Origin of the sequence: Paraoerskovia marina DSM 21750 (genome assembly GCF_000701465.1) — a bacterium.
Taxonomy (GTDB): domain Bacteria; phylum Actinomycetota; class Actinomycetes; order Actinomycetales; family Cellulomonadaceae; genus Paraoerskovia; species Paraoerskovia marina.
This window is the reverse complement of the sequence record NZ_JNIY01000009.1, coordinates 50,311-71,471: the sequence shown is the minus strand read 5'-3', so window position 1 is coordinate 71,471 and position 21,161 is coordinate 50,311. Positions and strand designations below refer to the sequence as shown.

21 protein-coding genes and 3 tRNA genes are annotated in these 21,161 nt (G+C 72.0%); 8 read left to right on the top strand and 16 right to left on the bottom strand.

The genetic code is table 11. From position 1 onward, the window contains the following. Positions 1-47: 47 nt before the first annotated feature. Together Q343_RS0111740 and Q343_RS14605 are read right to left on the bottom strand one after the other, a co-directional pair. Complete coding sequence (locus tag Q343_RS0111740; protein ID WP_029253770.1) at positions 48-2,288, bottom strand: ATP-dependent DNA helicase RecG; 2,241 nt, start codon at positions 2,286-2,288, stop codon at positions 48-50. Continuing rightward, positions 2,285-3,796, bottom strand: coding sequence for a DAK2 domain-containing protein (locus Q343_RS14605; RefSeq protein WP_162175486.1), 1,512 nt, complete (start codon positions 3,794-3,796; stop codon positions 2,285-2,287). The genes Q343_RS0111740 and Q343_RS14605 overlap by 4 nt, the downstream gene beginning before the upstream one ends. Positions 3,797-4,002: 206 nt before the next feature. Here Q343_RS14605 and rpmB point away from each other — a divergent pair, with 206 nt between their 5' ends. Together rpmB and Q343_RS0111725 are read left to right on the top strand one after the other, a co-directional pair. Beyond that, positions 4,003-4,194, top strand: a complete 192-nt coding sequence (gene rpmB / locus Q343_RS0111730) for a 50S ribosomal protein L28 (protein WP_029253768.1) — start codon at positions 4,003-4,005, stop codon at positions 4,192-4,194. 126 nt (positions 4,195-4,320) lie between these two features. Then, a complete protein-coding gene (locus tag Q343_RS0111725; protein WP_029253767.1) occupies positions 4,321-4,836 on the top strand; it encodes a GNAT family N-acetyltransferase in 516 nt (171 codons plus the stop codon). A gap of 12 nt (positions 4,837-4,848) precedes the next feature. Here Q343_RS0111725 and Q343_RS0111720 read toward each other — a convergent pair whose 3' ends face one another. After that, positions 4,849-5,877 carry a thiamine-phosphate kinase gene (locus Q343_RS0111720; RefSeq protein WP_081829812.1) on the bottom strand — a complete coding sequence of 343 codons (1,029 nt, stop codon included), beginning with the start codon at positions 5,875-5,877 and terminating at the stop codon, positions 4,849-4,851. 56 nt (positions 5,878-5,933) lie between these two features. Here Q343_RS0111720 and Q343_RS0111715 point away from each other — a divergent pair, with 56 nt between their 5' ends. Next, positions 5,934-6,476, top strand: coding sequence for a DUF3515 family protein (locus Q343_RS0111715; protein ID WP_029253765.1), 543 nt, complete (start codon positions 5,934-5,936; stop codon positions 6,474-6,476). A gap of 14 nt (positions 6,477-6,490) precedes the next feature. Here Q343_RS0111715 and Q343_RS0111710 read toward each other — a convergent pair whose 3' ends face one another. Continuing rightward, complete coding sequence (locus Q343_RS0111710; RefSeq protein ID WP_029253764.1) at positions 6,491-7,621, bottom strand: D-alanine--D-alanine ligase family protein; 1,131 nt, start codon at positions 7,619-7,621, stop codon at positions 6,491-6,493. 82 nt (positions 7,622-7,703) lie between these two features. Here Q343_RS0111710 and Q343_RS0111705 point away from each other — a divergent pair, with 82 nt between their 5' ends. Beyond that, positions 7,704-8,879, top strand: coding sequence for a trans-sulfuration enzyme family protein (locus tag Q343_RS0111705; RefSeq protein WP_043110038.1), 1,176 nt, complete (start codon positions 7,704-7,706; stop codon positions 8,877-8,879). Positions 8,880-8,974: 95 nt separating this feature from the next. After that, positions 8,975-9,652, top strand: coding sequence for an AMIN-like domain-containing (lipo)protein (locus tag Q343_RS0111700; RefSeq protein ID WP_029253762.1), 678 nt, complete (start codon positions 8,975-8,977; stop codon positions 9,650-9,652). 7 nt (positions 9,653-9,659) lie between these two features. Here Q343_RS0111700 and Q343_RS0111695 read toward each other — a convergent pair whose 3' ends face one another. From Q343_RS0111695 to leuC, 8 genes are all read right to left on the bottom strand, one after another. Continuing rightward, positions 9,660-10,676: an NAD(P)H-dependent glycerol-3-phosphate dehydrogenase gene (locus Q343_RS0111695; protein ID WP_029253761.1), complete on the bottom strand. Its 1,017-nt coding sequence runs from the start codon at positions 10,674-10,676 to the stop codon at positions 9,660-9,662. Further along, a complete protein-coding gene (locus tag Q343_RS0111690) occupies positions 10,673-11,395 on the bottom strand; it encodes a lysophospholipid acyltransferase family protein (RefSeq protein ID WP_029253760.1) in 723 nt (240 codons plus the stop codon). Before Q343_RS0111690 ends, Q343_RS0111695 begins: the two co-directional genes overlap by 4 nt. A gap of 11 nt (positions 11,396-11,406) precedes the next feature. Continuing rightward, the gene (gene murA / locus Q343_RS0111685; protein WP_029253759.1) at positions 11,407-12,729 is read right to left on the bottom strand and encodes a UDP-N-acetylglucosamine 1-carboxyvinyltransferase; all 1,323 of its coding nucleotides are present in this window, start codon (positions 12,727-12,729) and stop codon (positions 11,407-11,409) included. A gap of 75 nt (positions 12,730-12,804) precedes the next feature. Beyond that, a complete protein-coding gene (locus Q343_RS0111680) occupies positions 12,805-14,016 on the bottom strand; it encodes a Dyp-type peroxidase (protein WP_029253758.1) in 1,212 nt (403 codons plus the stop codon). Continuing rightward, entirely contained in the window at positions 14,013-14,633 is a 621-nt protein-coding gene (locus Q343_RS0111675; RefSeq protein ID WP_043110037.1) for a copper chaperone PCu(A)C, read from the bottom strand. Before Q343_RS0111675 ends, Q343_RS0111680 begins: the two co-directional genes overlap by 4 nt. 80 nt (positions 14,634-14,713) lie before the next feature. Next, the gene (locus tag Q343_RS0111670; RefSeq protein WP_029253756.1) at positions 14,714-15,316 is read right to left on the bottom strand and encodes a hypothetical protein; all 603 of its coding nucleotides are present in this window, start codon (positions 15,314-15,316) and stop codon (positions 14,714-14,716) included. 120 nt (positions 15,317-15,436) lie between these two features. Further along, entirely contained in the window at positions 15,437-16,072 is a 636-nt protein-coding gene (leuD, locus tag Q343_RS0111665; protein WP_029253755.1) for a 3-isopropylmalate dehydratase small subunit, read from the bottom strand. A 46-nt stretch (positions 16,073-16,118) separates the two neighbouring features. After that, positions 16,119-17,600 (bottom strand): 3-isopropylmalate dehydratase large subunit, encoded by a 1,482-nt coding sequence (gene leuC, locus Q343_RS0111660; protein ID WP_029253754.1) that lies wholly within the window; start codon positions 17,598-17,600, stop codon positions 16,119-16,121. Between the two features lie 131 nt (positions 17,601-17,731). On the opposite strand from leuC, the gene Q343_RS0111655 reads away from it, so the two are divergent. The 3 genes from Q343_RS0111655 to Q343_RS0111645 all read left to right on the top strand — a co-directional run bounded on the left by Q343_RS0111655 (position 17,732) and on the right by Q343_RS0111645 (position 19,437). Continuing rightward, positions 17,732-18,451, top strand: coding sequence for an IclR family transcriptional regulator (locus Q343_RS0111655; protein WP_029253753.1), 720 nt, complete (start codon positions 17,732-17,734; stop codon positions 18,449-18,451). A 121-nt stretch (positions 18,452-18,572) separates the two neighbouring features. Further along, entirely contained in the window at positions 18,573-18,740 is a 168-nt protein-coding gene (locus Q343_RS15360) for a hypothetical protein (RefSeq protein WP_169738974.1), read from the top strand. Between the two features lies 1 nt (position 18,741). Continuing rightward, complete coding sequence (locus tag Q343_RS0111645) at positions 18,742-19,437, top strand: PH domain-containing protein (protein ID WP_052367162.1); 696 nt, start codon at positions 18,742-18,744, stop codon at positions 19,435-19,437. A gap of 320 nt (positions 19,438-19,757) precedes the next feature. On the opposite strand, the gene Q343_RS0111640 is transcribed toward Q343_RS0111645, so the two are convergent. The 4 genes from Q343_RS0111640 to Q343_RS0111625 form a co-directional block, all read right to left on the bottom strand. Continuing rightward, a tRNA-Glu gene (locus Q343_RS0111640) sits at positions 19,758-19,833 on the bottom strand. A gap of 50 nt (positions 19,834-19,883) precedes the next feature. Next, positions 19,884-19,956: transfer RNA gene (locus tag Q343_RS0111635), tRNA-Glu, on the bottom strand. An 80-nt stretch (positions 19,957-20,036) separates the two neighbouring features. Then, a tRNA-Gln gene (locus Q343_RS0111630) sits at positions 20,037-20,108 on the bottom strand. A gap of 146 nt (positions 20,109-20,254) precedes the next feature. Next, a complete protein-coding gene (locus tag Q343_RS0111625; RefSeq protein WP_029253751.1) occupies positions 20,255-21,157 on the bottom strand; it encodes a LysR family transcriptional regulator in 903 nt (300 codons plus the stop codon). Positions 21,158-21,161 lie beyond the last annotated feature (4 nt).

Below are 21,161 nucleotides of genomic sequence, written 5' to 3'. Positions count from 1 at the left end.
AGCGTATCGACCGGCCGACGAGCCCGGCGCACCGGGCCGGACAGCGGCTACGCGCGATCGAGGAACTCCTCGCGCTGCGGGTCCAGCTGCTGCGCGATCGCCGCGGCAAGGCCGGGGTGCCGGGCCAGCGTGGGGTCCTCCTCGACGACGGCGCTGGCGTCGCGACGCGCCTGCTCGATCACCGGTGCGTCCTTGACCACGCGGAGCAGCTTGAGGGAGCTCCCCCGCCCGGACTGCGCGGCGCCGAGAACGTCGCCCTCGCTGCGCAGCTCGAGGTCGACCGAGGCCAGGCGGAACCCGTCCGTCGTCTCCGCCATCGTTTCGACGCGGACGGCTGCGGGAGTCCCCGGCCGCGCCGTCGAGACGAGCAGGCACAGGCCGGGGTCGGACCCTCGGCCGACGCGCCCTCGGAGCTGGTGCAGCTGCGAGAGACCGAACCGGTCGGCGTCGAACACGACCATCACCGTGGCCGCGGGGACGTCCACGCCGACCTCGACCACCGTCGTCGAGACCAGGACGGGAACTGCCCCTGACGCGAAGTCGGCCATCGCGCGGTCCTTCTCGGCAGGCGACATCCGCCCGTGCAGCATCCCGACCCCGACGCCCGCCAGCGCGGGCACGTGCTCCAGCTCCGCTGCGACCTCGACCACCGCCCGGAGCGGGGCCGCGCTCGCGCCCGGGTCGCCCGCCTCCAGGAGGTCCACGAGATCGACGTCCCCCTCGGGCTCGGCCGTGACGTCGGCGGACTCGTCCGGGTCGATGCGCGCACACACCACGTACGCGCGACGCCCGGCCTCGACCTCCTCACGGATCCGACCCCACATCCGCGCGGTCCACGTCTCGTTCGCGGCGGGGACGACGACCGTCGTGACGGGTGACCTGCCGGCCGGGACCTCGGACAGAATGGACGTCTCGAGGTCGCCGAAGACCGTCATCGCGACCGTGCGCGGGATCGGCGTCGCCGTCATGACGAGCAGGTGCGGAGTCGTGCGGGCCTTCGCACGCAGCGCGTCCCTCTGCTCGACACCGAACCGGTGCTGCTCGTCGACGATGACGAGGCCGAGGTCCGCGAACCGGACCTGGTCGCCGAGGAGTGCGTGGGTGCCGACGACGATCCCGGCCGCACCGCTCGCGGCGTCCAGCAGCGCCTCCTTGCGGGCCGCCGCACCGAGCGACCCGGTCAGCAGCGCCACCCGGGTCGAGCTCTCGGCGCCGCCGAGCATGCCTGCCTCGGCGAGCGGTCCGAGCAGCCCCCGCAGGGTCCGGGCGTGCTGAGCGGCGAGGACCTCGGTCGGGGCCAGAAGTGCGGCCTGACCGCCGGCGTCGACGACCTGGAGCATCGCGCGCAGCGCGACGACGGTCTTGCCGGACCCCACCTCGCCCTGCAGGAGCCGCTGCATGGGTCGGTGCCGCGCGAGATCCTCCGCGATCTGGGCCCCGACCTCCTGCTGCCCGGCGGTGAGGACGAACGGGAGCGCGGCGTCGAAGGCCGCCAGGAGGCCGGGCGCCTCGCCGCCGCGCGGAGGCCGCGACGTCGCCTCCTCCGCCGCCGTGGCGGCGCGGCGCTGTGCGAGCGCCGCCTGCAGGACGAAGGCCTCCTCGTGCCGCAGACGATCCCGACCGCGGCGCCACTGCCTCTCGTCGTACGGCTCGTGGACGTCGCGCAGCGCCTCGAGCCTGCTGCCCCAGCCGTGCCCGTGCCGCACGCCCTGCGGGACGGGGTCCGGGACGTCGTCCTCCGTGAGCGGGTCCAGGACGGTGCGCACCGCGCGCTGGATGCGCCAGCTCGGGGCGCTCGCGCTCGCCGGGTAGATCGGGATCGGTCTGGTCGCCTCGACGAGCGCGGACTCCTCGTCGTCGGCGTCGACCCCGACGATGAGGTAGTCCGGGTGCGTGAGCTGCCGCTCCCCCCGGTAGTCGCCGACGACGCCCGTGAACAGCCCCATCCGGCCGGGCCGGAGCCGGTCCTCGTGGTGCCGCAGGACTCCCGCGCGCTTCGCGAAGAACGTCAGCGAGAGGTTGTGCGTGCCGTCCGTGACGACCGCCTGGAGCATCGCGCCTCCGCGAGACCGCATCTGGCGCACCGTGGCCCGCGCGACCCGGGCCATCACCGTGACGTGCTCGCCGATCGCGAGCGCTGCGAGGTCGCTGACCCGCCCCGGGTCGCCGTAGCGCCGCGGATAGTGCCCGAGCAGGTCGGAGACCGTCTCGATGCCCATCTTCGCCAGCGGGGCGGCACTGCGTGCTCCCAGGACGGCGGACAGGGGTTCTGTCAGTCGGTCGGTCACTCGACTCCCACCTCGATCGTTCGTCCGGGCCTCCCGGAGGCGAGGACGACGATTTCGACACCCGGGCTGGCGGCCTCGACCACGTCGGTCACGGCACGCAGGTCCGCGGGTGTGCATCCGTCGGCGTGCAGCAGGGTCAGGACCCCGATCCCAGGGTGCATCACCCCTCCGACAGTCACGGTGACGTCGCCCCCGGGCTCGACCCGGGTCGCCCGCACCGACGCGGCGGCGTGCGCCATTGCGTCGAGGACAGGGCCGTCCGCGACCTGGACGGCGGCGAGGGCTGCGACGGCGTGCAGGTCCGTGGGCGCGGGCACGACCGTCGCTCCGCGGACGTCGAGGTTCGGCCCGGCGGCGACGGCCGGGAGCACGACCGTCGTCGTGCCGCCGGCCTCTGCCAGAGCCCGGTCGAGCTCGCTCTGCTCCAGGTCTCCGGGACTGACGAGCACGACGGCGCCCGCCCGGGCGTAGTCCGTGACCAGGCCCGGGGAGGCGGTGACGACGACGACGCCCAGGCTTCCCGGAACCGCCGGTCCGGAGGGCGCACCCGCGTGATGACCGGGCAGGTCGAGCGAGTGGACGCACATCTGGCGCATTTCGGCGCCGGCGGAATCCGCCACCTCCTGACCGGCGGCGAGCGCACGGAGCGGGCGGTCGGTGTGCACGTGACCCTGCCAGTGCCCCGGACCGGCGACGACCGCCACGGAGTCGCCGCACTCGGTCAGGGCCTGCCGCAGCCCTGCGGCGACGTCGACCTCGGGCGGGGCCTCCGGCGCGGCCCGCACGACGAACATCACCTCGAACTCCGGGCCACCGCTCGGTCGGTCGACCTCGTGGTGGGGGAGCTCCGTCTCGGCCCGGGGCCGAGAGGCGCCGGCCGCCCGCGCGAGCGCTCCGAGGACGGCGGCGATGCCCGCGGCGCCCGCGTCGGGAACGTCGGCGTCCCGCAGGACCGCGAGGAGCGAGCTCGACTCCTCGACGGCGCGGTCGGCCGCGTCGGCGGCGACCGTGGCGACGCTGCGGACGGTCGGGGCCCTGTCGACCTCGCCGGCGCACGCCCTTGCCGCGGAGGCGGCAGCGTCGGCGGCGGTCAGCGCGGTCCCGGGCACGGGGTCGGCCACGGCGTCCCGGGCGGCGACGGCCCCGGCGGCGAGCGCGTCGGCGAGGTCTGTCGCGCTCGCTCCCCCTGCCGAGCCGAGGTGCCGGGCGATCCCGCCCAGGTATGCGGCCAAGATCACACCGGAGTTCCCCCGGGCCCCGAGCAGCGCGCCCCGGGCGAGCGTCGTGAGGACGGTCGACAGATCCGCACCGTGCGACGCGTCGCTGCCCGCGCGCATCGTGAGCAGCATGTTCGTCCCGGTGTCGGCGTCGGCGACCGGGAACACGTTCAGCGCGTCCAGGCGTGGACGGACCGCGGTCAGCTCCTCGACCGACAGACGGACCCACGCGTCCACGAGGGCGACGTCCACCGTGCCTGCGCCCTGATCTGTCCAGGGGGCGTCATCCATCCGTCGGATCTCCCGTATCGTTGCACCGCACTGCATTGCCTGTGTCAGGTTAGTGCGCTCATCGCGCACGAGCCGGACTTGAGTCCTCGGCCCCGGTCGGCTACTCTAAGCAGGTTGCCTGGCCTGCGCCGGGCCTCCCCCAGACCATTTGAAGGACGTTGTCGCTGCCTCGAGCCGCGGCACGTGCACGACGATCAGGAGTAACCGTGGCTGCCAACTGCGACGTCTGCGGCAAGGGCCCGAGCTTCGGGCACAGCATCTCGCACTCGCACATCCGCACGAAGCGCCGTTGGAACCCGAACATCCAGCGCGTCCGCGCCGTGGTGGCCGGTGCCCCCAAGCGTGTCAACGTGTGCACGTCGTGCCTCAAGGCCGGCAAGGTGACGCGTCGCGTCTGACGCCCACCGCACAGCACAAGGCCCGTCGGGATCTCCCGGCGGGCTTTTGTCGTCCCGGCGAGGTTCGTGCACCGCTCGCCGTCGGTGGCATGGCCAGGCCGCCTCCCAGGTGGGATAATCGGCCGTATGAACGACATCAGCGAGGTCAAGATCCGCCGTGCCCAGCCGGACGACGCTGCGGAGATCGCGACGGTGAACGTGACCTCCTGGCGGTACGCCTACGCCGGGATCGTCGCGGACGACTACCTCGCCTCGCTCGACGTCGACCACCGCACCGAGTTCTTCGCCCGCTACCTGGGCGAGGACCACCCGAGCCGCACCTGGGTCGCTCTCGCGGACGGCCGGACGCTGGGCTTCGTCGTCGTCGGTCCCGGCCGGGACGAGGACGCCGAGCCCCGTGACCAGGAGATCTATGCGATCTACCTCGACCCGGAGGCCTGGGGCCGCGGCGTGGCCAGGGACCTCATGCGCACCGTTCTCTCCGACGTCGACGCCGACGCCACGGTGACGCTCTGGACGATCGCGGACAACGACCGCGCCCAGCACTTCTACCGACGCCACGGCTTCGCACCGGACGGCGTCGAGAAGCGCGAGGAGATCGGCGGCAAGGACCTCACCCAGCTGCGCTTCCGTCGCAACTGACCCCGGGGTCGCTCAGCGGCCGCCGTAGTGGTCCCAGCCTGTCGCCGACCCCCCGGGCGGAAGACCGTCCACGGTCACCCCCTCGCCCGCCGTGACCCGTCCGACCTCGACGAACGGTGCGGGGACAGCGCCCTCGGGGAACGTCGCGAGCAGTCCGTGGTCCTCTCCGCCCGCCAGGATCCAGTCCCGCACCAGAGCATCCGTCCGCGACGCGACCCCGGCCGCGTCCGCGTCCGTCTGGGCGATCAGGGTGAGGTCACGTGCAGCGGGCTGCAACGCCGCCACGTCCGCGTCGAACGCCCCGTACCGCAGGTCGATCGCCACGTCACTGGCACGCGCGATCCGCGCGGCGTCGCGCAGCAGCCCGTCCGAGACGTCGAGCATCGCCGTCGCACCGGCGTCCGCGGCGACCGGACCCGCCGCAAGGGGCGGCTCGGGACGCAGGTATCCGGCGGTCCGGGCGTCGCCGGGGCCGACGACGCCCGCCTCCAGGAGCGCGAGGCCCGCGGCAGAGCGGCCGCGGACGCCCGCGTACGCGAGGACGTCGCCCGCCCGGGCGCCCGAGCGCAGCACCGGTGCGCGGCCCTCGAGCGTGCCGTGCACGGTCACGGACACGACCACGACCGGCCCGGACGAGAGGTCGCCGCCGACCACGGCCGCACCCACGGGGCCACACCCGGCAGCCAGGCCGCGCGCGACGCCCAGCACCCACTCCACCGGCAGGTCGGCGGGCGTCACCAAGGAGACGACCAACGCCGTCGGGCGGGCTCCCATCGCCGCGACGTCGGCGAGGTTCTGGGCCGCGGCGCGCCGTCCGACGTCCTCGCCGCTCGACCAGCGTCGACGGAAGTGCCTGTCCTCGACCAGGACGTCCGTGCTGACCACGAACCGTCCGTCCGGCGCAGCGACGACCGCGGCATCGTCGCCCGGCGGGACGATCGTCGCCCGCCCCGGCGGCAGCAGCGGGAAGATCTGGCGGAGCAGCTCCTCCTCCGACGTCTGGGCCACCGTCTGCGTCTGGTCCGCTCGCTCTCCCGTCACGCACGTCACCCTAGTCCGCGTACGGGTCGACGCTTCCGGGCGGATACGGTGGAGCCGTGCACGCCCACCACACCGTCGCCCGTCCGTCGCGACGCTCGGCCGCCGCCGTCCTGCTCGTCGCGACGAGCGGCGTCGTCCTCACCGGATGCGCGCCCACGATCGGTGTCCCCGCGGCGGAGGACGCCACCGACCCGGTCTGCGCCAGCATCGTGCTCTCCGTCCCGGACGAGCTCGCCGGCCTTCCCCAGGTGCCCACCAACAGCCAGGCGACGACGGCCTGGGGCGAGCCCGGAGCGGCCATCACGCTCCGCTGCGGCGTGGAGCCCCCCGGACCGACGGCGGAAGCCCCGTGCCTGACGGTCGAGAGCTCCTCCGGAGACGTCGACTGGCTCGCCGCCCCGGACGACGAGGGCACGTGGACCTTCGTGACCTACGGCCGTGACCCGGCGGTCGAGGTCCAGGTACCGCCGGCGATCACCGAGGACCGGTCGACCTCGTTCGTCGCCGACCTGAACCGCGCCGTCTCCGAGGCGCCGGCCACGCGGACGTGCGTCGGTCTCGAGGACGTCCAGACCGCTGCCCCCGACGCCGAGGAGTAGCCCCGGCGAGCGCGTCAGCGCAGACCGGTCGGGCGTTCCAGGGCGAGCGTGAGCAGCTCGTCGACGAGCTCGGGGTAGGAGATCCCCGTCCGCTCCCACATGCGCGGGTACATCGAGAACGGCGTGAAGCCCGGCATCGTGTTGATCTCGTTCACGATCACGCGCTCGTCCGGGGTCACGAAGACGTCGACCCGGGAGAGGCCCTCGGCACCGACCGCCTCGAAGGTCCGCACTGCCAGCTCCCTGATCTCGGCGGTCACGTGCTCGGGCAGGTCCGCCGGGCATGCCAGCGTGACGCCCGACTCGTCGAGGTACTTCGACTCGAAGTCGTAGAAGCTGTGCTCGTCGGAGGTCACGACGATCTCCCCCGGCAGGGACGCACGCGGGCGTTCTCCGGGACGGGCACCGAGGACGGCGCACTCGATCTCCCGTCCGACGATCCCGGCCTCGACGATCACCTTCGGGTCGTGCTCCTGCGCGGCGGCGACGGCGGCCGGGAGCTGTGCCAGGTCGTCCACCCGACTGATCCCGAGACTCGACCCGGCGCGCGCCGGCTTCACGAAGACGGGGAGGCCGAGGCCCGCGACGGTGTCCGTCCACGTCTGCGGCGACCGCTCCCACTCCCCCGGCCGGATGACGACGTACGGCCCGACGGGCAGGTCGGAGCCCGCAAGGACGAGCTTCATGAAGTGCTTGTCCATCCCGACCGCCGACGCGAGCACGCCGGCGCCGACGTAGCGGAGGTCGGCCAGCTCGAGCAGGCCCTGGACCGTGCCGTCCTCGCCGAAGGGGCCGTGGAGCAGGGGAAAGACCACGTCGACGGCACCGAGCTGCTGGGGCGGCGTCTCGCCGTCGGCGAGGCGCACGACGTCGTCGCCCGCCGCCAGCGGGATCGAGATCTCCTCGGCGGCGTCGAGCACCTCGGGCAGCCGGCCTTCGCCGAGCTTCCACGCGTCAGGATCGTCCACCGCCCGGACCCACTTGCCCGCGCGGGTGATCCCCACGGGGAGCACCTCGTAGCGGTCGCGGTCGATCGCCTGGAGGACTCCGGCCGCGGTGGCGCAGGAGATGGCATGCTCGCCCGAACGCCCTCCGAAGAGGACGAGGACTCGGGGCTTGCGCGGGGGCTCAGAGTGGCTGGACATCGGGGCCGAGACTACCCGACCGGAACCGTCCTGCCGAGACACGAGATGTCCTCCGGCGCCTCTGCGGTCGTACCCTGGCTCCATGCCGACGCACCCCGACGAGTCCTCGTACACCGCCGCCACGGTCGCCGTCAGCGGCGGCCGACCGCCACGTGAGCAGGGCAGTCCCGTGAACCCGCCGGTCGTCCTCTCCTCGACCTACGTGTCGCACGGCGTCCCGCAGCCCGGTGAGCCGCTCTACACCCGGATGGACACCGAGACGTGGCACCCCTTCGAGGAGACGATCGCGGCGCTCGAACGCGCGAGCGAGCCGGGAGTCGTCTTCGCGTCGGGCATGGCCGCCATCGCGTCGGTCTTCTCGTTCGTCCCCGTCGGGGGCGTCGTCGTCGTCCCGCGCCACGCGTACCAGGTGACCCTCGGGTTCGCCGACGACCTCGCTGCCCGCGCCGACGTCACGGTCCGCCGGGTCGACGTCGCGGACACCGACCAGGTGGTGGCCGCCCTCGACGGCGCCGACCTCGCGATCCTCGAGTCGCCGACCAACCCGATGCTGGAGGTCGCAGACCTCCCGGCTCTTCTCGACGCGGCGCGGCAGCGCGGCGTGCTGACGGCGGTCGACAACACGTTCGCGACGCCGCTCGGCCAGCAGCCGCTGGCCCTCGGCGCCGACCTCGTCGTGCACTCGGTGACGAAGTACCTCGCCGGGCACTCCGACGTCGTCCTCGGTGCGGTCGTGACGGACAACCCGGAGCTCGCCCGCCGGGTCCGTGCCTACCGGACGCTGCACGGAGCCATCCCCGGGCCCTGGGAGGTCTGGCTCGCCCTGCGCGGTGTACGCACGCTGGCGCTGCGCGTCGAGCGCTCCCAGACGACAGCCCTGGAGCTGGCACGACGTCTCGAGAAGCATCCGGCCGTGCTCGAGGTGCGCCACCCCGGCCTCGAGTCGGACCCCGGCCATGCCCGCGCCGCGCGGGACATGCACGGGTTCGGGTCGATCATCGGCCTGCGGCCCCGGGGCGGCCGGGAGGTCGCGGACGCTCTCGTCGACGCCGTACGCCTCTGGGTCCCCGCGACGAGCCTCGGCGGGGTCGAGTCATGCCTGGAGCGCAGACGTCGGTTCCCCACGGAGTCGACGACCGTGCCCGACGACCTGATCCGGATGAGCGTCGGCATCGAGGACGTCGAGGATCTCTGGGCCGACCTGCGTCGGGCCCTGGACCGGGTTCCCCTGGAGTCGTCAGACGGGGCGCCCGCCTGACTGGGCGACGAGCGACAGGCAGAACATCGAGAAGCCGGGCATGCTGGGACCCTGCCGGCAGACCGATCCCGACAAACTGCCGCGAAGGGACACCCGTGCACCACCGACGAACGGCCCGACTCGCCGCCGCCGTCGCCCTGACCGGTGCCGTGCTGGCGGCCTCGGGATGCTCCGACGACCAGGCCGCGCCCGAACCGACCGCGACGGGCACCGCCACGTCGTCGGTCGCCGAGGACACGGAGCCCGCGCCGACGACCCAGGACGCGGACGAGACCGAGCAGGACGCGCCGACCGACGACGCGACGACCGAGGACGACGACTCCGACGTCCCGTTCCCTGCGACGACGGCGGTCGACACGAGCGACGCGAGCGGTGACGCCGCCCTCACCGTGACGGACATCCGTGTCGGCGTCCACGACGGATACGACCGCGTCGTCCTCGACCTCGGCGGTACCGGAACCCCGGGTTGGCGCGCCGAGTACGTCGACAGCGCCGTCCAGGACGGCAGCGGTGTCGAGCTCGACGTCGAGGGCGAGGCGATCCTGCAGGTCACCGTGACCGGCTCGGCCTACCCGATGGACTCAGGTCAGGAGGAGTATCCAGGCCCCGACCGGGTCGCGGCCGCCGGGACGGCCGTCCTCGAGGAGGTGCGCTACGACCACATCTTCGAGGGCCAGACGCAGGTGTTCGTCGGCGTCGACGCCGAGGTGCCGTTCCGGGTGTTCTCCCTCGAGGACCCGACCCGGGTGGTGATCGACCTGCGGGACGGCTGACCGCCCCTCAGGCGCGGGTGTCGGTCGTCTCGTCCTTCTGCGGGCGAGAGAGCAGTGCCCGCGCCATCTCGTCGACGCCGAGTCCGTCGCCGAGAACCGCTGCCACGCCCTCGACGATGGGCATCTCGATCCCTGTCTTCGTGGCGAGCTCCAGGACGGACCGGCAGGACTTCACGCCCTCCGCGGTGCCACCGGTGGCCTCGACCGCCTCCGCGAGCGTCATTCCCCGACCGATGTTCTTGCCGAGGGTGTGGTTGCGCGAGAGCGGGCTCGAGCAGGTCGCGACGAGGTCTCCCATGCCGGCGAGTCCGGCGAAGGTCCGCTCGTCGGCGCCCAGGGCCTTGCCCAGGCGGGTGATCTCCACGAGGCCGCGCGTGATGACCGTGGCGGTCGTGTTGAACCCGAAACCACGCCCCTGGGCCATGCCGACGGCGAGCGCGATCACGTTCTTCACGGCGCCGCAGAGCTCGACACCGATGACGTCGGCGTTGGTGTACGGGCGGAAGTACGCCGTCGTGCACGCGTCCGCGACGACCCGCGCCACCGCAGGGTCCGGCGCCGCCACGACCGTGGCCGTGGGCTGGTGGTCCGCGATCTCGCGTGCCAGGTTCGGCCCGGAGACGACCGCGACGCGCTCGGCGGAGATCTGCAGGGCCTCGGCCACCACCTCGCTCATCCGCAGGTCCGTGCCGAGCTCGACGCCCTTCATCAACGACACGGCGACGGCGCCCTCGGCGACGTGCTCGGCGAGCGGCGTCAGCGTGGCACGGGCCGACTGGGACGGGATCGCGATGACGACGATCGAGGCGTCCGCGAGGGCCGCGACGACGTCGGTGGTCGCGTGGATCCCCTGCGGGAGATCGACGCCCGGCAGCCGGCGCGTGTTCCGTCGCTCGGCGTTGATCTCGGCGACGGTGGTCTCGTCACGACCCCAGAGCCGGACGTCGCAGCCCGCGTCCGCGAGCACGGCCGCGAACGTCGTCCCCCAGCTGCCCGCACCGAGTACCGCTACCGTCGTCGTCATCTGTCCTCCGTGGAACGCGCCGCGCGCGGGTCGAATGGTTCGGGGGGCGTCTCACCGCGGATGCCTGCCTCCAGGTCGGTGATGGCCTTCATGATGCGGGCCGTGGCGTCCTTCAGGACGAGACCGTCCACCGGCCGGTCGCGCAGGTCGTCCAGGTCCACGGGCGGCCCCGCGTGGACGGAGACGTCCTTGCGCGGAAAGGGCCGGAACTTCTTGGAGTACGCCGGAAGGATCTGGTGCGCGCCGAACTGCGCGACGGGAACCACGGGCGCTCCCGACATCAGCGCGAGGCGCGCCGTCCCGGTCTTGCCGACCATGGGCCACAGGTCGGGGTCACGGGTGACCGTCCCCTCGGGGAAGACCGCGACGCACCGGCCCTCCGCCAGGCGGTCGGATGCCGTCTCCAACGACTCCAACGCGGCAGAGGATCCGCGGCGGACCGGGATCATCCCGGTGTTCGTCAGGATCGTGCCCAGCACCGGCACGTCCCACAGGGAGTGCTTGGCCATGATCGCCGGGGCGCGGCCCTGGTCGTAGAGGAAGTGGGCCAGGGTGAGCGGGTCGAACTGCGTCACGTGGTTCGCGGCCACGATCACGCCGTCGGACCCGGCGAGGTGCTCCGAGCCCTGCCAGTCGCGGCGGGTCATGGACGACAGGATCGGACGCAGGAACACCGCTGCCGCACGGTACGTGCGGTTCACGGGGCGGGCGGAAGTCACGGGCGCAGAGCCTACAGGCTGCCGCGGGAGACGTTGGCGCCGAGCGCCTCGAGCTTGTCCTGGAAGTGCTCGTACCCGCGGTCGATCAGGTCGATCCCGCGCACGGTGGAGGTACCGGTCGCCGCCAGGGCAGCGATCAGGTGCGAGAAGCCGCCCCGCAGGTCGGGAACCTCGATGTCCGCGGCGTGCAGCGGCGTCGGACCCGAGACGACGGCCGAGTGCTTGAAGTTCCGCTGCCCGAACCGGCAGGTCCCTCCGCCGAGGCACTCGCGGTACACCTGGATCGTGGCGCCCATCCCGCGCAGCGCCTCGGTGAAGCCGAACCGGTTCTCGTAGACCGTCTCGTGCACGATCGACACGCCGGTCGCCTGGGTCAGGGCGACGACGAGGGGCTGCTGCCAGTCGGTCATGAAACCCGGGTGCACCTCGGTCTCCAGCACGATCGACCGCAGCCGGCCTCCCGGGTGCCAGAACCGGATCCCGTCGTCGCGGACGTCGAACTGCCCGCCGACCTTCCGGAACACGTTGAGGAACGTCATCATCCCCGGCTGCCCGACTCCCGCGACGAACACGTCACCACCGGTGGCCAGCGCGGCCGACGCCCACGACGCCGCCTCGATCCGGTCACCCAGCGCGGTGTGGCGGTAGCCCTCGAGCCGGTCGACCCCCTCGATCCGGATGACGCGGTCGGTGTCCACCGAGATGATCGCGCCCATCTTCTGCAGCACGGCGATCAGGTCCATGATCTCGGGCTCGATCGCGGCGTTCGACAGCTCGGTCACGCCCTCGGCGCGCACGGCCGTCAGCAACAGCTGCTCGGTCGCCCCCACCGAGGGGTACGGCAGCGAGATCTTGGTGCCCCGCAGACGCTGCGGAGCGGTGATGTGGATCCCCGCCTCCCGCTTCTCCACGACGGCACCGAACTGCCGCAGGATCTCCAGGTGGTAGTCGATCGGCCGGTCGCCGATGCGACATCCGCCCAGGTCGGGGATGAACGCCTCGCCCAGACGGTGCAGCAACGGCCCGCAGAACAGGATCGGGATACGGCTCGCCCCGGCGTGCGCGTCGATGTCGGCCACGTGCGCGGACTCGACGTCCGTCGGGTCCATCGACAACGTGCCGGCCTCCGAGTCCGCATCCACCTTCACCCCGTGCAGGGACAGCAGACCGGTCACGACGGCGACGTCACGGATGTCCGGGACGTTCCGCAGCTCGCTCGGCGACTCCCCCAGCAGCGCGGCCACCATCGCCTTCGAGACGAAGTTCTTCGCCCCCCGCACCCGGATCGACCCGTTCAGCGGTGTCCCGCCGTCTACGTACAGCACGTCGCTCATGACCTGTCCTCATCGATCGGGTGTGTGACTCGGACGATTATCCACGCCTCGAGCGCCGGGGGCCTCGTACGCGGCCTACGACTCGAGGAGCCGCTGCCCGAGATACTCACCCGCCCGCGCGCCGCCGGGGACGAAGAAGACGGCCGAGCCGATCGGGGTGGTCCACTCGTTGAGCAGGTCGAGCTCGTCGAGCCGCCGTTGGATGGGTATGAACTGGGTGTCCACGTCCGCCTGGTAGGTGGCGAAGATCAGTCCCGACGACGACAGCTCGCCCGGTGCCGGGGCCTCGTCGTAGTTGTACCCCCGGCGGAGGAACCGCTGTTCGGGGTGCTCGTCGTCTCGCGCCCGTCGTACATGGGCGAACGGGGCGATGACGGTGAGACCGTTCGCGTCGACGGCGTCGAGGTCCGGGACGTCGTGCTCCTTGCTCCCGGTCAGCGGCGCTCCCGTGTCGAGACGCCGGCCGACGGCCTTCTCACGACCGTCGCGGTCCAGCTCGTCCCAGGTGTCGAGGTTCATCGCGATCCGGCGGACGACGAGCGAGGTGCTGCCCGCGAGTGCGTCCGAGGCACCGTCCGGCTGCCACACGAGCCCGGGCTCGACGCCCAGGTCAGGGTTCCTCGTCCCGTCGACCTGACCCATGAGGTTGCGCATCGTGGTCCCCGGGGGCGTGCTCCCCGGGGTGCTCCGGAACCCGCGCTGCAACCACCGGACGGTGACGAACGTGCGTGCGTCCTTGACCAGGAGCCGCACCGCGTGGGCGACGGTTGTCTCGTCGTCGGCGCAGACCTGAAGGATGACGTCGCCGTCGTTCCAACGATCCTCGAGCCGGTCGACGGTGAACGCCGGCAGCGGGCGCAACCAGGCGGGCGCGAGCCGTTCGAGCCCCGCGGCGCGGAAGACCGCCGGGCCGTAGCCGACCGTGACCGTGAGCCGTGCCGGGACCGCACCGAGCTCGGGCTCGGTGTCGGCGAGCGGAGCGCGACCCTGCGAGAGCCGCTCGATGTCATCTGTCCAGATCCTCATGAGCCGGACGAGTGCGTCGTGGTCGACGTCCGACCTCAGGTCCAGCGCGACGAACGACGCGAAGGCCTGGGGTCGTGTCGACACTCCGGCCTGGCGGATTCCGCGAAACTCCTCGGTGGCCTGCCCGACGGCGTCGGGCGCGGGCATCGGGACGGGTTCCTCGTCCCAGACGGCCCGTCCACCCAGCGCCAGGGCGGCGCCGCCGATCGCGGCGGCGCCACCCGTGAGGAAGGACCGACGGTTCAGTCCTTCCCGGCTCATGATGCGTCGGCGTCCATGTCCATGTCGCCGTGGTCCATGTCGCCGTGGTCCATGTCCGCGTCGTCGCCCGAGTCCTCGCCGTACGACTCGTTGGCGCCCGAGTACGACCGGGCCGGCGCGACGACGTCGAGGGTCGAGCCGTCGTCGAGCGTGAGGGTGACGTTGACGTTGGCACCCGGCTCGATCGCCTCGGTGACACCCATGATCATGACGTGGTCCCCGCCCGGCTCGAGCGTGATCGAGCCTCCGGCCGGGACGAGGAACCCGTCCTCGACCTCGGTCATCACCATGTCGCCGTCCTCCCCCTCGGCCATGGTGTGCAGCTCGGCGGTGGGACTGGCGTCGGTCGTGGCGGAGACGATGCGGACGTCGGCGTCACCGTCGTTCTCGATCTCTCCGAACGCCGCCGTCATGCCGGTGTCCGTGGCCTTGGTCCAGGGGTCCGTGACGGTGAGCGCGTCGGCCTCGGCGGTGGTGGCCGTCTCCGCGTCCGACGCCGCGGCGTCCGCGCCGTCGTCGGCGCAGCCGGCGAGCAGTCCGGCGGCGGCGACGAGACCGACGACGGCCAGGCTGCGGGAGGTCGTGCTGGTGCGGTTGTTCAGGGTCGTGCGAGACATAGTCATGCTCCATGTGGTCAGAGGGGTTCCAGAAGACTCGATGCGCCCACGCTGGTGCGGGCGAGACGTGCCCGACGTGGTCAGGCGGCGTGGAGCTCCGGGGGCCCTCTGCGTTGCACGCAGCGGCGGAAGGCAGGGGTGAGCGCGGGCACCTGCGGACCGCGCGGGAGAACCGCGCGGAGTCGTGTCGGTAGAGGAGAGACCGCGGGCACCGCCGGGACGAGCGCGCTCCACCATCGTGCGGCGGCGCGCCCCGCTCGGTCGCTGGAGGTGATGAGAAGAGCGGCGACGAGCGCGGCAACCGCGTGCGTGACCGTCATGAGGGCGGACGTGGAGTGGTCGTGCCCGGCGGCCGTCGCGGTCATCGTCCCGAGGTCCACGGTCGCCCCGTGGTGCGCGTGATCAGCGCCCGTCGCGGAGCTCGTGCTCCCCGTCCCGAGGTACATGAACGCGTGGTGCAGCGCGTACTGCGATGCGACCATGACCGGACCGAGAACTGCGAGACGCGGCCTCAGGCGCGCGAGCGCACTCGCGACGGCGAGGGTCAAGGACGCGAGCGCGGCCAGCGCCAGGAGCGACGGGAGCGCCCCGCCACCCATGACGTGAGCCCCGGTCCCGGCTGCCAGAACGGTCGACGAGATCGCGAGCGCGCGAGCGCCGTTCGTCGTCTGTTCGGTCAGCACGGGAGTGAGTGTACCCAGCGGACTCGACGGTCTGTCAGCACGATCAGCCGGGTGGTCGTCAGAACGACGAGAGTCCCGCCCGCAGCGCGGACGGGCCTCTCGTGCCGGGACCGGCGTCGATCAGGCGGGGCGAGCCGCCTCGATCTCGACGGGCGGGAGGTGCTTGGCGGGAAGCGTCTTCGGGCGCCACGACGCGCGCGTGGCCTCGAACGTGGTGATCTCCTCCTCGTGCTGGAGGGTCAGGCCGATGTCGTCGAGGCCCTCCATCAGACGCCAGCGGGTGTAGTCGTCGACCTCGAAGCGCACGACGACGTCGTCGGCCGCGACGGTCCGCTCGACGAGGTTCACGGTGAGCTCGGTGCCCGGGTTCGTCTCCAGGATCTTCCAGAGGAGCTCGACGTCCTCCTGCGCGACGATGCCGGCGAGCAGACCCTGCTTGCCGGAGTTGCCGCGGAAGATGTCCGCGAAGCGCGAGGCGAGGACGACCTTGAACCCGTAGTCCTTGAGCGCCCAGACCGCATGCTCGCGGGACGAGCCGGTCCCGAAGTCGGGGCCCGCGACGAGGACCGATCCGCTCGAGTAGGCGGGCTGGTTGAGCACGAACGACTCGTCACCGCGCCAGGCGGCGAAGAGCGCGTCCTCGAACCCGGTGCGGGTCACGCGCTTGAGGTAGACGGCCGGGATGATCTGGTCGGTGTCGACGTTGGTCCGACGCAGCGGGACGCCGACACCGGTGTGGGTGGTGAACTTCTCCATGAGGTGCTCCTGAACGTGAGAGGGGTGCTCGATCGGCGGCGTGGACTCAGACCTGCAGCGGGACGCGCGGGTCGAGCGGGGCCAGCGGCGTGCCGTCGAAGGTCGTGATGTCGACGTCGTCGCCCAGGTCGAGGTCCTCGAGCGAGGAGAGCGTGCCCCGGATCGCCGTCGCGGCCGCGACGAGAGGCGAGACGAGGTGGGTCCGCCCGCCCTTGCCCTGACGCCCCTCGAAGTTGCGGTTCGACGTCGAGGCGGACCGTTCGCCGGGCGCCAGCTGGTCGGGGTTCATGCCCAGGCACATCGAGCAGCCCGCGTTGCGCCACTCCGCACCGAAGTCGACAAAGATCTGGTCCAGCCCCTCGGCCTCGGCCTGCAGCCGGACGCGTGCGGAGGCCGGGACCACGAGCACGCGCAGCGTCTCCGCCTTGCGCCGCCCCTGCAGGACCTTGGCGACCGAGCGCAGGTCCTCGATCCGACCGTTGGTGCACGAGCCGATGAAGACCGTGTCGATCGCGATCTCGCGCAGCGGCTGACCGGCGGTCAGCCCCATGTACTCGATGGCGTGCTCGGCGGTGACCCGCTCGCCCTCGTCCGCGATCTCGGCCGGGACGGGGACGTTCGCCGAGAGCGGCAGCCCCTGGCCGGGGTTGGTACCCCACGTGACGAACGGCTCGAGGTCGGACGCCGAGAGGTGGACCTCGGTGTCGAAGACCGCGTCGTCGTCCGTCCGCAACGTCTTCCAGTACTCCAGCGCCGCGTCCCAGTCCGCACCCTCCGGGGCGTGCGGGCGGCCCTTCAGGTACTCGAAGGTCGTCTCGTCCGGCGCGATCAGACCGGCGCGGGCGCCGGCCTCGATCGACATGTTGCAGATGGTCATGCGGGCTTCCATCGACAGCTTGCGGATCGCCTCGCCGCGGTACTCGAGGACGTACCCCTGCCCGCCGCCGGTACCGATCTTGGCGATGATCGCGAGGATGATGTCCTTGCTCGTCGCGCCCGGGGGCAGCGCGCCGTCGACGTTGATCGCCATGGTCTTGAACGGGGCCAGCGGGAGCGTCTGCGTGGCCATGACGTGCTCGACCTCGGACGTGCCGATCCCGAAGGCGAGCGCACCGAACGCGCCGTGGGTCGAGGTGTGGGAGTCGCCGCACACGACCGTCAGGCCGGGCTGGGTCAGGCCGAGCTGCGGACCGACCTGGTGGACGATGCCCTGGTCGGCGTCGCCGAGCGAGTGGATCCGCACGCCGAACTCGCGCGCGTTGTTGCGGAGGGTGTCGATCTGCGTGCGGCTGGTGAGGTCGGCGATCGGCAGGTCGATGTCGAGCGTCGGGGTGTTGTGGTCCTCCGTCGCGATCGTGAGGTCCGGACGACGGAGCCCACGCCCGGCCAGACGCAGGCCCTCGAAGGCCTGCGGGCTCGTCACCTCGTGCAGCAGGTGCAGATCGATGTACAGCAGGTCTGGTGCTCCGTCGCTCCCGCGACGCACGAGGTGTGCGTCCCAGACCTTCTCCGCCAGCGTCCCGGCCATGGTGTTCCTCTCCTACCTGCGTGGCTGCCGGGCCCGCGAGATACTTGCTGTGCGCGGCCCGACACGGTGGTCACGTCGACTCGCCGGAAGCCCGGCTAGCATCTCACGAGGCGAGACGCTAATATCGACCTATGGACAATACTAGCGGAGTCGGCGTCCTGGACAAGGCAGCGTCCGTGTTGGGCGCCCTGGAGTCCGGACCCGCGACCCTCGCACAGCTGGTCACGTCGACCGGGCTTGCCCGGCCGACCGCCCATCGACTGGCCGTCGCACTCGAGCACCACCGGCTCGTCGCGCGTGACATGCAGGGACGCTTCGTCCTCGGACCACGCCTGAACGAGCTCGCCACCGCAGCCGGCGAGGACCGCCTGCTGGCCGCCGCGAACCCGGTGCTGACGGCACTGCGGGACCACACCGGCGAGAGCGCACAGCTGTACCGACGGCAGGGCGACCACCGCATCTGCGTGGCCGCGGCCGAACGCCCCATCGGGCTCCGCGACTCGATCCCGGTCGGCGCGACGCTCACGATGCACGCCGGCTCCGCGGCCCAGGTGCTCCTCGCCTGGGAGGAGCCGGACCGCCTGCACCGCGGACTCCGCGAGGCCCGCTTCACGGCGACCATCCTCTCCGGCGTCCGACGTCGCGGCTGGGCGCAGTCCGTCAGCGAGCGTGAGGTCGGGGTCGCCTCGGTCTCGGCCCCGGTGCGCGGCCCGTCCGGTCGCGTCGTGGCCGCCGTCTCGATCTCCGGACCGGTGGAACGGTTGTCGCGCCAGCCAGGTCGCCTGCACTCGGGCTCGGTCGTCGCAGCGGCGAACCGTCTGACGGAGGTCCTGCGCCGCTCCGGCGAGTAGGGGCACCGCCTCGCGACACGCCCAGGACAGCACGATGCCTGGTTCGCCCGAATGGCTACACTGCCGATGACTGGTGCCGTTCGTGGTGCCCTCTGCCCATTCGACCGAGGAGCTCATCCGTATGCCGCACAAGGTCAAGCTGCTCGTGGTCTGGCTCATCGTCGGTTTCGTGATCTACGCGATCGTCACGAGCCCGGACCAGGCCGCCGGCGTCCTGCGCGGCGTGTGGAACGTCATCGCCCAGGGCTTCGCCAGCCTCGGCACGTTCTTCTCGACGCTGCTGGCATGACATGAGGCCCGAGGACGTCCCCGCGTCGGTCAGGCCGTACGTCCTGCGCGACGAGCGTGTCGTCATTGCCGCGCGCCGACACTGGGCGTCGGTGGCCGGGCCCGTCGGCCTGGCGGTCGTCGCACTCCCGGTCGCGGCGATGCTCGTCGCCTGGCTCGAGCCGATCGTCGGTCCGCTCGCCCAGGGGTTCTGGGTCCTGTGGCTTCTCGCCGCGGCGCGCGCCGCCTGGCGGTGCCTCGAGTGGCGCGCCGACATCTTCGTCGCGACGGACAAGCGCGTCCTTCTCGTCTACGGGCTCATCATCCGCAAGGTCGCCATGATGCCGATGCGCAAGGTCACGGACATGAACTACTCGCGCTCCGTCCCCGGGCGGGTCCTCGGGTACGGGACGTTCCTCATGGAGTCGGCCGGCCAGGAGCAGGCGCTCCGCAAGGTCGACTGGGTGGCCGACCCCGACGCCACCTACCAGAAGCTCTGCGACACGCTCTTCGGCAACGGCGGCCCGGGGACGAAGGTTCCCGAGGAGGACCAGCTCCCGTCGGACACAGTCGCAGGCGACGGCCCCGCGTCCGGGGACGCCGCACCCCCGCCCCCGCCGCCGCCCTCACGCTGGGACAGCTACTCCGGCGCGGCCACGCAGCCCTTACAGACGAGCGTCCCGGGCGAGCAGCCCCCGTCGTACCCGCCGGGGCCCTGAGTCGCCCGAGCCCGTCGAGATACGGACGCCCGTCGAGGCACAGGCGCCCGTCGAGCCTGTCGAGACGCGGCATCAGGCCTCGACAAGCTCGACCAGCGTGAGGCAGCTCGACCAGCGTGAGGTCTCGACAAGCTCGACCAGCGTGAGGTCTCGACAAGCTCGACCAGCGTGAGGTCTCGACAAGCTCGACCAGCGTGAGGTCTCGACAGGCTCGACCAGCGTGGGGCAGCTCGACCACCATCAGGTCTCGACAGGCTCGACCAGCATCCTTGAGCGGAAAGACGAAGAACCCGACCGGCGCCTGCCGGTCGGGTTCTTGTTGGTACCCCCAACGGGATTTGAACCCGTGTTACCGCCGTGAGAGGGCGGCGTCCTAGGCCGCTAGACGATGGGGGCCAGAACTTCCCGGGCGAACCGGGAGACGCACCACCGAGGTGGTGCGGTCGTACCCCCAACGGGATTTGAACCCGTGTTACCGCCGTGAGAGGGCGGCGTCCTAGGCCGCTAGACGATGGGGGCCTAATGGTTCGACGTCCGAGGACGTCGCGCCGGAGAGAACTCTAACCCATCCACCGCGGTGAATGCGCCAGCGCTCTACGCTGGGGTACCAGGACTCGAACCTAGACTAACTGGACCAGAACCAGTCGTGCTGCCGATTACACCATACCCCAATGGTCCGACTCGCCCGATATGCCCAATCCTCCAGGCACCCTCCGGCGGTCTCACCGAGCGTGAACATTACCGGAGTCGGGACCCGCAACCAAATGCACGCCTCCCCCTGTGAGCAGCGACACCACGAATCGCGGACGGGTCGTTGTCAGGCTGCGGCCACGGCGGCGATCCGACGCGTCGGACCGCTGAGCTCCACCCCGTCCTTCCAGACGACGCGAAGCCTCCGGCCAAGGTCGAGGGCCGGGACAGGGACGCGCACGAGGGCGCCGCGGGTCAGGTCGTCGGCCACCGTCAGTGACGAGAGAACCGCCACCGAGCCCCCGTGCCGCACCGCCGTGGCGAGCGCCGCGGTCGACCCGAGCGACGGCAGCCGGCTCGGCAGCTCCTCCCCCACGGCCTGGAGCGCGCGCTCGAGGATCTGGCGACTGCCGGAGCCCTCCTCGCGGACGACCAGCCCGCCCGAGATCAGTTCGGTCGGGGTGATCGAGCGACGCCGCTCCCACGGGTGGCCGGGAGCGACGACGGCGACGAGCTCGTCCTGGGCGACCACCCGGCTGCGCAGGCCGCGCCGCACCGTCGCGCTCTCGACGAAGCCGATCTCGGCGTCTTCCGCCAGCACCATCTCCATCACGCGACGTGAGTTGCGGACGACGAGCTCCACCTTGGGCCCGTCCGCGTCGACCGCCAGGGTCGCGAGCCACCGCGGCGCCAGGTACTCGGCGATCGTCAGGCTGGCCGCGATCGTCACGCGCGCCTTCGGTGCGGCACGGAGCGCTGCGACACCGGTCTCAAAACGGTCGGAGGCCGCGATGACCTCCCGGGCCCACGCCGCCGTCGCGTGTCCGGTCTCGGTCAGCCGCGCGCCCCGGGTGGTACGGAGGATCAGCTCGAGACCGAGCGTCCCCTCCAGACGGCGCAGCCCGGCGGACGCCGTCGGCTGACTGACACCGAGCGCCCGGGCCGCGGCACTGATCGACCCGTGCGAGTCCATCTCGACGAGAAGCTCGAGCGTTCCCAGCGAGACCCTCTCGCCCCGAGTGCTTGCCATAGGG